The sequence below is a fragment of the Aquabacterium sp. J223 genome, assembly GCF_024666615.1.
Taxonomy (GTDB): Bacteria; Pseudomonadota; Gammaproteobacteria; order Burkholderiales; family Burkholderiaceae_C; genus J223.
In genome coordinates this window covers 1,481,393-1,493,858 of record NZ_CP088297.1, presented here as the reverse complement: position 1 = coordinate 1,493,858, position 12,466 = coordinate 1,481,393, and the positions used below count along the sequence as shown (strand labels likewise).

Genomic DNA, 12,466 nt, shown 5'->3' with positions numbered 1-12,466 from the left:
GTTGGTCTCCTTCAGACGTGCACCAGGGTGCCTTCGTCCTCGCCGGCCACCACGCGGGCCAGGGCGCCCGGCTTGAAGATGGAGAACACCTTGATCGGCAGCTTCTGGTCGCGGCACAGCGCGAAGGCGGTGGCGTCCATCACCTGCAGGTTGCGGGCGATGGCCTCGTCGAAGCTGATGCGGGCGTAGCGGGTGGCGTCGGGCACCTTGTGCGGGTCGGCGCTGTAGACGCCGTCGACCTTGGTCGCCTTGAGCACCACCTCGGCACCGATCTCCGCGCCGCGCAGCGCGGCGGCGGTGTCGGTGGTGAAGAAGGGGTTGCCGGTGCCGGCGGCGAAGATCACCACCTTGCCTTCCTCCAGGTACTGCAGCGCCTTGGGCCGCACGTAGGGCTCGACCACCTGCTCGATGGCGATGGCCGACATCACCCGCGCGGTCATGCCTTCCTGGCGCATGGTGTCGGCCAGCGCCAGCGAATTCATCACCGTGGCCAGCATGCCCATGTAGTCGGCGGTGGCGCGGTCCATGCCCACCGAGCCGCCGGCCACGCCCCGGAAGATGTTGCCGCCGCCGATGACCACCGCCACCTCGCAGCCGGTGCGGGTCACGTCCTGCACCTCGCGCACCATGCGGACGATGGTCGCGCGGTTGATGCCGTAGGCGTCGTCGCCCATCAGGGCCTCACCCGACAGCTTGAGCAGGATGCGCTGGTACGCCGGCATGTCTTGGTTTCTCCGCGGACGCCGCGAACCGTGTCGGCCACGGTCCACAGCGGTGCTTCAAGTGTAAGGGCGCCGTCGCCAGCGCCCTGCTCGTGGACGGGGTGGTGCGGGGGCCGCGGTCCCCCGGGGCGCACCCCCTGGCGGCCGGGCCTACTGGCCCTTGGCGGCGGCGACCTGGGCGGCCACTTCGGCGGCGAAGTCGTCCACCTTCTTCTCGATGCCCTCGCCGACCACGTACAGGGTGAAGCCCTTCACGGCGGTCTTCTTGTCCTTGAGCATCGCGCCCACGGTCTGCTTGCCGTCGGCGGCCTTGACGAAGACCTGGTCGAGCAGCGAGACCTCCTTGAGGTACTTCTGCACCGAGCCTTCGACCATCTTGGCGACGATCTCCGCCGGCTTGCCGGACTCGGCCGCCTTCTCGGTGGCGATCTTGCGTTCCTTCTCGACCAGTTCGGCCGGCACCTCGGCCGACGACAGCGCGGCCGGCTTCATCGCCGCCACGTGCATGGCCACGTCCTTGGCGGCCACGTCGTCGCCGTCGAACTCGACGATCACGCCGATGCGGGTGCCGTGCAGGTAGCTGGCCAGCTTGCCGCCGCCGGCGTAGCGCTTGAAGCGGCGGATCGCCATGTTCTCGCCGATCTTGCCGATCAGGCCCTTGCGCACGTCCTCGACCGTCGGGCCGAAGCCGTCCTGGGCGAGCGGGTAGGCGCCGATGGCGGCGACGTCGGCCGGGTCGTTGTCGGCGATCAGCTGGGCCACCGACTTGCAGAAGGCCAGGAACGAATCGTTCTTCGAGACGAAGTCGGTCTCGCAGTTGACCTCGACGATGGCGCCGGTGCTGCCGTTGACCGCGGCGGCGATCACGCCCTCGGCGGTGATGCGCGAGGCGGCCTTGCCGGCCTTGTTGCCGAGCTTGACGCGCAGGATCTCCTCGGCGCGCACGGCATCGCCGTCGGCCTCGGTCAGCGCCTTCTTGCACTCCATCATCGGCGCGTCGGTCTTGGCGCGCAGTTCGGCCACCATGCTGGCGGTAATCGCGGGCATCGTCACTCTCCTGTCGTCGCGCGCCGGCCCTGACGGCCGCGGCGCGCGGGGTTCAATGTGTGAAAAAGGGGCTGGAAGCCAGCCCCTTGGTCTCGTGGGCTCGGGGGCCGTCAGGCCTCTTCGTTCACTTCCACGAACTCGTCGCTGCCGCCGGCGGCCTGCAGCACCTCGTTGGTGGCGTTGGCCCGGCCTTCCAGCACCGCGTCGGCGACGGCGCGGGCGTACAGCGCCACCGCCTTCGCCGAGTCGTCGTTGCCGGGGATGACGTAGTCGATGCCCTCGGGCGAGTGGTTGGAGTCGACGACCCCGATCACCGGGATGCCGAGCTTCTTCGCCTCGGCGATGGCGATCTTGTGGTAGCCGACGTCGATGACGAACAGCGCGTCGGGCAGCGCGGTGAGGTCACCGATGCCGCCGATGTCCTTCTGCAGCTTGGCGATCTCGCGGTCGAACAGCAGCGCTTCCTTCTTGATGATCGGCTCGCCGCCGCCGTCCTTCTGGGCCTGCATGTCCTTCAGCTTCTTCAGCGAGCCCTTGACCGTCTTGAAGTTGGTCAGCATGCCGCCCAGCCAGCGCTGGTCGACGAAGGGCATGCCGGCGCGCTGCGCCTCCTGCGCGACCAGCTCGCGGGCCTGCCGCTTGGTGCCCACCATCAGGATCGTGCCGCGCTTGGCCGACAGCTGGCGCACGAACTTCAACGCTTCCTCGAACTTGGGAAGCGTCTTCTCGAGGTTGATGATGTGGATCTTGTTGCGATGGCCGTAGATGTACGGGGCCATCTTGGGGTTCCAGAAGCGGGTCTGGTGTCCGAAATGGACACCGGCTTCCAGCATTTCGCGCATGGAGACGGGCATGAGAACTCCGAAGGGTTGTGTCTAGAATCCGGCGCAGATCGGCCCTGGCTACGCCTGGGCCGACACCTTTCGGCAGCCGGTTCGCGATTCATCTGCCTCCGCCGCACCCGCGGCAGCGCCGGCGGACTCTTGACCGTTGAACTGTTGAAGCTCAACGGCCAACGCCATGACGCCTGAGGCAAACCCGCGGATTGTAGCAGCCCCGGCCGTCGCGGCCGGGTGGCCGGCACCGGTGCTGCCGGTCCTGCACGACCTTCCGCTGCACGGCGGCGCGGCCAGCCGGGCGCTCGAGCGCCTGGCGGCCGGCGGCCTGCCGGCGCACACGCTGATGCAGCGGGCCGGTGCCGGCCTCGCCCGCCTCGCGCTGGCCATCGCGCCTCATGGCCGCCGCGTCTGGGTGGCGGCGGGGCCGGGCAACAACGGCGGCGACGGCCTCGAGGCCGCCGCGGTGCTGGCCACCGCCGGGCGCCGCGTGCTGGTCAGCCTGCACGGCGATCCGCAGCGGTTGCCCGCCGACGCCGCCGAGAGCCTGCGCAAGGCGGTGGCCGCCGGCGTGGACATCGTGCGGGCCGGGCAGGCGCCGCCACCGGACGAGGCGGACCTGGCCATCGATGCCCTGCTCGGCCTCGGCGGCCGCCGTCCGGACGGTCTCATCGCCCTCGGCGTCGCCGCGCTGCGCCGCCTGCATCGCGCGGGCACCACCGTCCTGGCCGTCGACCTGCCGACCGGGTTGCACGCCGACACCGGCCGCCGGCTGGGCGACGAGGTGGTGGTGGCGGACCACACGCTGTCCCTGCTCAGCCTCAAGCCCGGGCTGTTCACCGGCGCCGGCCGCGACCACGCGGGCCGCGTCTGGCTGGACCGGCTGCAGGTCGATCCCGCCCTGGTGCCGTGCGACGCCTGGCTCGCCGGTCGAACCCGCCTGCAGCGGCTGGACGGGCGTCGCCACGAACAGCACAAGGGCAGCTTCGGCGACCTGCAGGTGATCGGCGGCGCCGCCGGCATGGAAGGCGCGGCGGCGCTGGCCGCGACGGCCGGGTTGAGCGCGGGGGCGGGTCGCGTCCACCTGGTCACCCTCGGCGACGGCACCCCACCGGCCCTGAGGCCGGAACTGATGCGACGCACCGCCGCGCAGGCGCTGGGGCCGCCGCTGCTGGCCGCAACCACGGTGGTCTGCGGCTGCGGCGGCGGCGCCGACGTGGGCGCGCTGCTGCCCGCCGTGCTGGCCGACGCGGCGCGGCTGGTGCTCGACGCGGACGCGCTCAACGCCATCGCCGCCAGCCCGACCCTGCGCGGCGCCCTCGCCGCCCGGCGGCGGCCCACTGTGCTGACCCCCCATCCGCTGGAGGCGGCGCGGCTGCTCGGCGTCACCCCCTTCGAGGTGCAGGCCGACCGCCTGGCCGCCGCCCGTCGCCTGGCGCACGAGACCGGCGCCGTGGTGGTGCTGAAGGGCTCCGGCACGGTGATCGACGCGCCCGAGGCGGTACCGCTGATCAACCCCACCGGCGGCCCGCGCCTGGCGGCGCCGGGCACCGGCGACGTGCTCGCCGGCTGGCTCGGTGGCCTGTGGTCGGCGCACGGCGGTGACACGGTGCCGCAAGCGCTGGCCCTGGCCGCGGCGGCCGTGCAGTGGCACGGCCTGGCCGCCGAGGACGGCGGACCGGCGGCCCGGCTGCCGCTGCGCGCCGCCGACCTGGTGGAGGCCATGCGCGGCCTGGGCGAGACCGGCCTCGGCCCGGCCGCCCCCGGGCGGCCCGGCGCCGGCTGAGCCCACGCCCCCCCGTCAGCGCCGGCGCTTGCGCGACTTGGTGCCGGCCGTGGCCCGGCCGGCACCGCGCGCCCCACCCTCCCGGGGGCCGCGCCGGGCTGGCGCGACGCCGACTTGCGGGCCCCGCGCTTGACCTGCCGGTCGGTGTTCTGCAGCTCGGCCAGTTCGTCGGTGGCCGACCCGCCCGCGGCGACGGGAGCGCCCGTCTTGTCGCGCTGCGCCCGCGCCATCAGCCGCTCGGCGTCGCCTTCGCGGACCATGCGGAAGTCGATCTTGCGACCGTCGAGGTCGACCCGGCTGACCTGCACCCGCACCTTGCTGCCCACGCTGTAGCGGATCCCGGTGCGCTCGCCGCGCAGTTCCTGGCGCACCTCGTCGAAGCGGTAGTACTCCCCGCCGAGCTCGGTGATGTGGACCAGGCCTTCGACGTACAGCCCGTCGAGCGTGACGAAGAGGCCGAAGCTCGTCACCGCGCTGACCTGGCCGTTGAACTCCTCGCCCAGGTGCTCGCGCATGTAGCGGCACTTGAGCCAGGCCTCGACGTCGCGCGAGGCCTCGTCGGCGCGGCGCTCGTTGGCGCTGCAGTGCACGCCGGCCTGCTGCCAGGCCTCCAGCTCGCTGGCCTGCGGCTTGGCGGGCTTGCCGCCGCGCGTGCGCTTGGCGACCTCCTCCAGCTTGCCGCTCAGCAGGTGGTAGCGCTTGCCGCCCAGCAGCGCCTTGATCACCCGGTGCACCAGCAGGTCCGGGTAGCGGCGGATGGGGCTGGTGAAGTGGGTGTAGGCCGGATACGCCAGGCCGAAATGGCCGCTGTTCTCGGCGGTGTAGATGGCCTGCTGCATCGAGCGCAGCAGCATGGTGTGGACCTGCTGGGCATCGGGCCGGTCGCGGGTGGCCAGCGCGATGGCCTGGAACTCCCGCGGTGTCGGATCGTCGCCGATCGACAGCCCGATGCCGAGCGCCTTGAGGTAGTTCTGCAGCACCGTGCGCTTCTCGGGCGTCGGACCCTCGTGCACCCGGTACAGGCTGGGGTGTTCGCCGAGGGCGATGAAGTCCGCGGCGCAGACGTTGGCGGCGAGCATCGACTCCTCGATCAGGCGGTGCGCATCGTTGCGGGTGCGCGGCACGATCTTCTCGATGCGGCCGTTGTCGTCGCAGACGATCTGCGTCTCGGTGGTCTCGAAGTCCACCGCGCCGCGCTGGCCGCGGGCCTTGAGCAGCGCGCGGAAGACCTCGTGCAGGTTGAGCAGGTGCGGCACCAGCTCCTCGCGCTTGGCGGCCTCAGGCCCCCGCGTGTTCTGCAGGATGGCCGCGACCTCGTTGTAGGTCATGCGCGCATGCGAGCAGATCACCGCCGGGTAGAACTGGTAGGCGTGGATCTCGCCGTCGGCGGTGATCAGCATGTCGCACACCATCGACAGCCGCTCGACGTCGGGGTTCAGCGAACACAGCCCGTTGGACAGCTTCTCGGGCAGCATCGGGATGACGCGGCGCGGGAAGTACACCGAGGTGGCGCGCTCGTAGGCATCGTCGTCCAGCGGCTCGCCCGGCTTGACGTAGTGGCTGACGTCGGCGATGGCCACCAGCAGCCGCCAGCCGCTGAAGGCGGTCTTGCCGCGGCCCTGCTTGTGCGGCTCGCAGTACACCGCGTCGTCGAAGTCGCGTGCGTCCTCGCCGTCGATGGTGACCAGCGGCACGTCGGTCAGGTTGATGCGGTGCTTGCGGTCGACCGGCCGGACCTTGTCCGGCAGGCCGGCCGACTGCGCCAGCGTCTCCGGCGAGAAGCGGTGCGGCACCTCGTACTTGCGCACCGCGATCTCGATCTCCATGCCGGGGTCGTCGATCTCGCCCAGCACCTCGGTGACACGTCCCACCGGCTGCGAGTACAGCGACGGGGTCTCCGTCAGCTCCACCGCCACCACCTGTCCGGCGGCCGCGTTGGCGATCGCGTTCTTCGGGATGAGGATGTCCTGGCCGTAGCGCTTGTCCTCGGGTGCCACCAGCCAGACGCCGCCTTCGTGCAGCAGCCGGCCGATGAGCGGCGCCTTGCGCCGTTCCAGGATGTCGAGCACCCGGCCTTCGGGCCGGCCACGCCGGTCGTAGCGCACCACGCGCACGCGGATGCGGTCGCGGTGCAGCACCGCGCGCATCTCCTGCTGCGACAGGTAGATGTCGGGCTCGCCGTCGCCGCGGTGCACGAAGCCGTGACCGTCGCGGTGACCGAGCACGATGCCCTCGACTTCGCTCATGAGGGCGGCGCCCGTCGGGGCGCTGCTTGAACTGCTCTTTTTGTTGATGATATGATCCTAGCTTCAGTCAAAAACGACTGGATTCGCTTCCTAGAGCCCAGGTGGCGGAATTGGTAGACGCACTAGTTTCAGGTACTAGCGGGTAACTCCGTGGAGGTTCGAGTCCTCTCCTGGGCACCAACAACGAAGGCCGCTGCAACCGCAGCGGCCTTCGTCTTTTTACACCGCAAATTTGCGTTGCAGGCCCTCCGGGCGCAGGTTGTCGTACTCCTCGAACGGCTGGTGGATCCACGGGCTGGTGGGCAGCAGTTCGACGTAGTAGTCGGGGGGTGTAGCTGGAGACCGCCTTGGTCCACAGCACCGCGGAGCGCAGTTCGTCGATGGCCGGCATGCTGCGCAGCCGGTCGACCACCGCACGCAGCGTGATGCCCGAATCGGCGAGGTCGTCGACCAGCAGCACGCGACCGGCCAGTTCGCCCTTGGGCAGCGTGATGTACTTGGCCATGTCCAGCCGCCCCTGCAGCGTGCCGGCCTCGGCGCGGTAGGAACTCGTCGACATGATGGCCAACGGCTTGTCGAACACCCTCGACAGCACGTCGCCCGGCCGCATGCCGCCACGCGCCAGGCACAGGATCTGGTCGAACTGCCATCCCGAGGCGTGCACCTTCAGCGCCAGGCGCTCGATGAGCAGGTGGTACTCGTCCCAGGAAACGTAGAGGTGCTTGCCGTCGTCGGTGAGCATGTGGGTCAAGGGTGGCGGGTGTCGGAGGTCACTGGTAGGGGTGGCGCAGCAGGATGGTGTGCTCCCGGTCCGGACCGGTGGACACCATGTCGATCGGCGCGCCGATGAAGGCCTGCACCCGCTCGAGGTAGCGGCGGGCGTTGAGCGGCAGCCGGTCCCACTCGGTGACGCCGGCGGTGCTCTCGGTCCAGCCCGGGAAGCTGTCGTAGATCGGCTGGCAGGCCTCGATGTCGTCGGCGTCCAGCGGCAGGATGTCCAGCCGCTGGCCGCGCAGGTCATAGCCCACGCAGACCTTGATCTCCGGCAGCCCGTCGAGCACGTCCAGCTTGGTGATGCACAGGCCGGAGATGCCGTTGATGATGATCGACCGCTTCAGCGCCGCGGCGTCCAGCCAGCCGCAGCGTCGCGCCCGGCCGGTGACCGTGCCCCGCTCCTGCCCGACGGTGGAGAGGTGGTGGCCGACGGTGCCCGGCTGGTCGATCGGCAGCTCGGTGGGGAACGGGCCGGAGCCGACGCGCGTGGTGTAGGCCTTGGTGATGCCGAGGATGTAATGCAGCAGGTCCGGCCCGACGCCGGAGCCCGCGGCCGCATTGCCGGCCACGCAGTTGCTGGACGTCACGTACGGGTAGGTGCCGTGGTCGATGTCCAGCAGCGTGCCCTGCGCGCCTTCGAACAGGATGTTGGCGCCGTCGCGGCTGGCGGTGTGGATGCGGTAGCCCACGTCGACGAGCATGGGCTTCAGTTGCTCGGCCACCGTCATCGCATGGTCGAAGAGGGGCTGGAACTCCAGCGGCCTCGACTTCAGGTAGCCGCCGAGCGCCACGTTGTGCAACTCCAGCAGTTCGCGCAGCTTGTGGGCGAAACGCTCCGGGTGCTTCAGGTCCTGCACCCGCAGCGCCCGGCGGGCCACTTTGTCCTCGTAGGCGGGGCCGATGCCCTTGCCGGTGGTGCCGATCTTGCCGGCGCCGCTGGTCTCGCGCAGCGCCTCGCGCGCCTTGTCCACCTCGACGTGGAAGGGCAGGATCAGCGGGCACGACTCGCTGAGGAACAGCCGCGAGCGCACGTCCAGGCCGATGCCTTCGAGCCGCTGGATCTCCGACAGCAGGTGCGACGGGTCGACCACCACCCCGTTGCCGATGTAGCAGGCGACGCCCTCGCGCATGATGCCGCTCGGGATGAGCTGCAGCGCGGTCTTGACGCCCTTGATGACCAGCGTGTGGCCGGCGTTGTGGCCGCCCTGGAAGCGAACGACGCCCTGCGCATGGTCGGTCAGCCAGTCGACCACCTTGCCCTTGCCCTCGTCGCCCCACTGGGTGCCGACCACGACCACGTTGCGGCCGCGCTTGGCGGTGCCTTGTTGCATGTCCTGTTTCCTGTTGACGGGCGGGCGGCGCGGTCAGACCGCGCGCACCACCCAGCGGCCGGCGTCCGCGACCAGTTCGCGGTCGCAGTCGAATTCCTGGCCTTCGTCCTCATGCCCGGGCAGCATGCAGACCACCGTCTCGCCGGCCTGCCGCAGCGCCTGCACCGCATGGCGCAGGCCGTCGTCGTCGGCCCACGGTGCGCGCACCGCGGCGCGCAGCGGCCGCGTGGGCGTGGCCTCGGCCAGCGCCTTCAGGTCGAGGCTGAACCCCACCGCCGGCCGCTTGCGCCCGAACACCGCACCGACCTCGTCGTAACGGCCGCCGCGCAGCAGCGCCTCGTTGGCCGCACGGCCGTAGACCGCGAAGCGCACGCCGCTGTAGTAGGCGTAACCGCCCAGGTCGGACAGGTCGAAGCCCACGCGCAGCGAACGCCCGCCGGTGCGCAGCGACGCGGCGAGCGTCGCCAGGTCGTCGAGCGCCGCGTGCACGCCCGGCCGCGCCGGCAGCGTGCGCCGCGCGGCGGCCAGCACCTCCTCGTCGCCGTACAGCGAAGGCAGCGCCTGCAGCGCAACCGCCACGTCGGCCGGCAGCCCGGCCGAGAGCCGCTTCAGTTCGCCGGTGTCCTTGGCCGCCAGCGCCGTGACCAGCGCCTCCAGGCGCGCCGGCGCCAGAGCCACGCCGTCGAGCAGCCCGCCCAGCACACGCGCATCGGCCAGGTCCAGCACGAGGTCGTCGATGCCGGCCACCCGCAGGCAGTCCAGCGCCAGGTCCAGCGCCTCGCGCTCCGCCTCCAGCCCGGCATGGCCGTAGATCTCGGCCCCGAACTGCAGCGGCTCGCGGGTGGCGTGCAGCGCCGCCGGCCGGGTGTGCAGCACCGGACCGCAGTAGCACAGCCGCGTCACACCGCGCCGGTTGAGCAGGTGCGCGTCGATGCGGGCGACCTGCGGCGTGGTGTCGGCGCGCAGGCCGAGCGAGCGGCCGCTGAGCTGGTCGACCAACTTGAAGGTCTGAAGGTTGAGCGCCCCCCGGTGCCGGACAGCAGCGACTCCAGGTGCTCGAGCAGCGGCGGCATGACCAACTCATAGCCGTAGCCGCGGGCCATGTCGAGCAGCGCCCGACGCAGCTCCTCGATCTGCCGGGCCTGGGCCGGCAGCACATCGGCAATGTGCTCGGGCAGCAGCCAAGCAGACGACATAGACCTCAGGGGGGACTGAAAGCGGCATTGTACCGGCGGCCCTCGGCGCGCCGGTCCGGCGCGGGCGGCCGGTCAGCCGACGGCGAGCAGCAGCAGCACCAGCCCGGCGATCATGCAGGACAGGCCGACGAAGCGCAGCTGCCCGTCGCTCAACGCCAGCAGCTGGGCGAAGAGCTGCCGCCAGCGTGTCGGGCTGAGGAAGGGCAGCAGCCCTTCCAGCACGAGCAGCAGCGCCAGGGCGCCGAGCAGCGATTCCGGCATGCGGCGGAAGCGGCCGGCCGCGTCAGCGGCCGCTGCCGGACGCGGGCGCGGCGCCGCCGCGGAAGGCGCGGAAGAAATCGGTGCTCGGGTCCACCACCAGCATGTCGGACTTGTTCCGGAAGGCCGAGCGATAGGCCTCCAGGCTGCGGTAGAACTGCGCGAACTGCGGGTCGCGGCCGAAGGCATCGGCGTACAGCGCCGAGGCGCCGGCATCGCCTTCGCCCTTGACCTTCTGCGCGTCGCGGTAGGCCTCGGCCACGATCACCTCGCGCTGGCGGTCGGCGTCGGCCCGGATCTTCTCGCCCTCGGCCTGGCCCTGCGAGCGCAGCTCGTTGGCCACCTGCTTGCGCTCGGACTCCATGCGGCGGTAGACCGCATCGGTGATGTCGGCGACGAAGTCGACCCTCTTGACGCGCACGTCCATGATCTCGATGCCGAAGGACTTGGCCTCGTCCTGCAGCCGCGCCTGCACGTCCTGCATCACCCTCTCGCGTTCGGTGGCGAGCATGCCGCGCACGGTGCGGCGCGTGACCTCCTCGTTGAAGGCCGCCTGCACCACCGGCGACAGCCGCGCCTCGAGGTTGCGGATGTCGACGCCGTTGTTGCGGATGAACTGCCGCGGCTCGGTGATGCGCCACTTGACCAGCCAGTCGATCACCACGATCTTTTTCTCGGCGGTGAAGATGGGCCGGGTCTCCGGGCTGTCCAGCGTCTGGATGCGGCGGTCGAGGAAGACCACGTTCTGGAAGGGCGGCGGCAGCTTCCACTTCAGGCCCGGCTCGACGATGACCTCCTTGATCTCGCCCAGGGCATACACGACCGCCATGCGGCGCTGGTCGAGCACGAAGAGCGTGGAGGACGCCAGCATCAGCAGCAGCAGGGCGCCGGCGACGTACAGACCGATGCGGTTCATGGTTGTTCTTCTGCGGTTGCGCGGTTCAACGGGTCTCGCGGTCGCGACCGCGCTGGTTGTCCCGCGAGCGCGGGTCGAGGGCGCCGGTGCTCGACGTCTCGGGGCCGGGCGTCGTCGGCACCGGCGTGGCGGCCGGGGCGGCGGCGCCGGCCTGCTGCATCAGCCGGTCCAGCGGCAGGTACAGCAGGTTGGAGCCGTTGCGCACGTCGACCATCACCTTGCTGACGTTGCCGTAGACCTGCTGCATGGTCTCCAGGTACAGCCGGTCGCGGGTGACGGCCGGCGCCTTCTGGTACTCGGCGAGCACCGAGCGGAAGCGCTGCGCGTCACCCTCGGCCTGCGAGACGACGCGCGACTTGTAGGCCTCGGCTTCCTGGCGCAGCCGCGCCGCGGTGCCCTGCGCCTTGGGGATGACGTCGCTGGCGTAGGCCTGGCCCTCGTTCTTGAAGCGGTCACGGTCGGCGCCCGCCCGCACCGCGTCGTTGAACGCCGCTTGCACCTGCTCCGGCACCTGGACGCTCTGCACGTTGACGTTGACGATCAGCAGGCCGGCGTTGACGCGGTCGAGCTGCGCCTGAATGGACTTCACCAGGTCGGTGGCCACCGCTTCGCGCTGCTCGTAGAGCACCGAGTCGACGCGGCTGCGGCCGACGATCTCGCGCACCGCCGATTCGGCGGCCTGCTCCACCGCCTCGTCGGGGTTGCGGGTCTCGAAGAGGTAGGCCCGCGCATCCTTCAACCGGTACTGCACGGTGAAGCGGATGTCGACGATGTTCTCGTCCTGCGTGAGCATCGACGAATCGCGCAGGCCGGTGCTCTGCACCACCGAACTGCGGCCGATGTCCTTGGATCGCAGCTGCGTCACGGCCACCGTCTCGTGCGCCTGGAAGGGGTACGGGAAGCGCCACTGGATGCCGGCGTCCGCCGTGTAGGCATAGCGGCCGAAGGACGTGACCACCGCCTGATGGCCTTCCTGCACGATGAAGACGCCGCTGCCCAGCCAGATCAGGGCCACCACGCCGGCGATGAGGCCGACGCCGATGCCCGCGTTGCGCATGTCCGGCTGGAACGACGGGCCGCCGCTGCCGTTGCCGCCGCCGTTGGTGCCGCCGCCACGGCCGCCGCGCTGGCCGAACAGGCCGGACAGCTTGCGGTTGAAGTCGCGCCACAGCTCGTCCAGGTCGGGCGGACCGTCGTTGCGGTTCTGCAGCAGCACGCCGTCGCGGCCACGGCGGGCACGGCCCGGCCACGCCGCGCCCTGCAGCAGCCGCAGGCCCGCACGCGCCACCTCGCGCAGTCGGTGCGGCCAGGACGGCCAGGCGGTCTCCTGGAACGGAGCTTCTGGAGTGCGCAT

The 12,466-nt window shown here is 71.0% G+C and carries 8 protein-coding genes, 1 tRNA gene and 3 pseudogenes; 2 read left to right on the top strand and 10 right to left on the bottom strand.

What is annotated here, in order from left to right; translation table 11 throughout:
• Positions 1-11: 11 nt before the first annotated feature.
• The 3 genes from pyrH to rpsB form a co-directional block, all read right to left on the bottom strand.
• Complete coding sequence (gene pyrH, locus LRS07_RS07235; protein ID WP_260501272.1) at positions 12-722, bottom strand: UMP kinase; 711 nt, start codon at positions 720-722, stop codon at positions 12-14.
• A 150-nt stretch (positions 723-872) separates the two neighbouring features.
• Entirely contained in the window at positions 873-1,769 is an 897-nt protein-coding gene (gene tsf, locus LRS07_RS07230) for a translation elongation factor Ts (RefSeq protein WP_260501271.1), read from the bottom strand.
• A 110-nt stretch (positions 1,770-1,879) separates the two neighbouring features.
• Positions 1,880-2,623 carry a 30S ribosomal protein S2 gene (gene rpsB / locus LRS07_RS07225; RefSeq protein WP_260501270.1) on the bottom strand — a complete coding sequence of 248 codons (744 nt, stop codon included), beginning with the start codon at positions 2,621-2,623 and terminating at the stop codon, positions 1,880-1,882.
• Positions 2,624-2,789: 166 nt separating this feature from the next.
• Between rpsB and LRS07_RS07220 the strand changes: the two genes are divergently transcribed.
• Positions 2,790-4,391, top strand: coding sequence for an NAD(P)H-hydrate dehydratase (locus LRS07_RS07220; RefSeq protein ID WP_312028375.1), 1,602 nt, complete (start codon positions 2,790-2,792; stop codon positions 4,389-4,391).
• A gap of 20 nt (positions 4,392-4,411) precedes the next feature.
• On the opposite strand, the pseudogene rnr reads toward LRS07_RS07220, so the two are convergent.
• Positions 4,412-6,637: pseudogene (gene rnr / locus LRS07_RS07215) on the bottom strand (ribonuclease R); the annotation flags it as partial.
• A 95-nt stretch (positions 6,638-6,732) separates the two neighbouring features.
• Between rnr and LRS07_RS07210 the strand changes: the two are divergent.
• A tRNA-Leu gene (locus LRS07_RS07210) sits at positions 6,733-6,817 on the top strand.
• Positions 6,818-6,856: 39 nt separating this feature from the next.
• On the opposite strand, the pseudogene LRS07_RS07205 reads toward LRS07_RS07210, so the two are convergent.
• The 6 genes and pseudogenes from LRS07_RS07205 to hflK all read right to left on the bottom strand — a co-directional run bounded on the left by LRS07_RS07205 (position 6,857) and on the right by hflK (position 12,466).
• Positions 6,857-7,379: pseudogene (locus tag LRS07_RS07205) on the bottom strand (phosphoribosyltransferase).
• A 28-nt stretch (positions 7,380-7,407) separates the two neighbouring features.
• A complete protein-coding gene (locus LRS07_RS07200) occupies positions 7,408-8,742 on the bottom strand; it encodes an adenylosuccinate synthase (protein ID WP_260501269.1) in 1,335 nt (444 codons plus the stop codon).
• Between the two features lie 33 nt (positions 8,743-8,775).
• Positions 8,776-9,938, bottom strand: a pseudogene (locus LRS07_RS07195) (ATP phosphoribosyltransferase regulatory subunit).
• A 72-nt stretch (positions 9,939-10,010) separates the two neighbouring features.
• Positions 10,011-10,199: a DUF2065 domain-containing protein gene (locus LRS07_RS07190; RefSeq protein ID WP_260501268.1), complete on the bottom strand. Its 189-nt coding sequence runs from the start codon at positions 10,197-10,199 to the stop codon at positions 10,011-10,013.
• Between the two features lie 22 nt (positions 10,200-10,221).
• Complete coding sequence (gene hflC / locus LRS07_RS07185) at positions 10,222-11,112, bottom strand: protease modulator HflC (RefSeq protein ID WP_260501267.1); 891 nt, start codon at positions 11,110-11,112, stop codon at positions 10,222-10,224.
• A gap of 25 nt (positions 11,113-11,137) precedes the next feature.
• Positions 11,138-12,466 (bottom strand): FtsH protease activity modulator HflK, encoded by a 1,329-nt coding sequence (hflK, locus tag LRS07_RS07180; RefSeq protein ID WP_260501266.1) that lies wholly within the window; start codon positions 12,464-12,466, stop codon positions 11,138-11,140.

What these genes read in the sequence shown, in the direction of transcription:
- pyrH (WP_260501272.1), bottom strand. Translation starts at nt 722, where the DNA reads ATGCCGGCGTACCAGCGCATCCTGCTCAAGCTGTCGGGTGAGGCCCTG.
- tsf (WP_260501271.1), bottom strand. Translation starts at nt 1,769, where the DNA reads ATGCCCGCGATTACCGCCAGCATGGTGGCCGAACTGCGCGCCAAGACC.
- rpsB (WP_260501270.1), bottom strand. Translation starts at nt 2,623, where the DNA reads ATGCCCGTCTCCATGCGCGAAATGCTGGAAGCCGGTGTCCATTTCGGA.
- LRS07_RS07220 (WP_312028375.1), top strand. Translation starts at nt 2,790, where the DNA reads ATGACGCCTGAGGCAAACCCGCGGATTGTAGCAGCCCCGGCCGTCGCG.
- LRS07_RS07200 (WP_260501269.1), bottom strand. Translation starts at nt 8,742, where the DNA reads ATGCAACAAGGCACCGCCAAGCGCGGCCGCAACGTGGTCGTGGTCGGC.
- LRS07_RS07190 (WP_260501268.1), bottom strand. Translation starts at nt 10,199, where the DNA reads ATGCCGGAATCGCTGCTCGGCGCCCTGGCGCTGCTGCTCGTGCTGGAA.
- hflC (WP_260501267.1), bottom strand. Translation starts at nt 11,112, where the DNA reads ATGAACCGCATCGGTCTGTACGTCGCCGGCGCCCTGCTGCTGCTGATG.
- hflK (WP_260501266.1), bottom strand. Translation starts at nt 12,466, where the DNA reads ATGCGCACTCCAGAAGCTCCGTTCCAGGAGACCGCCTGGCCGTCCTGG.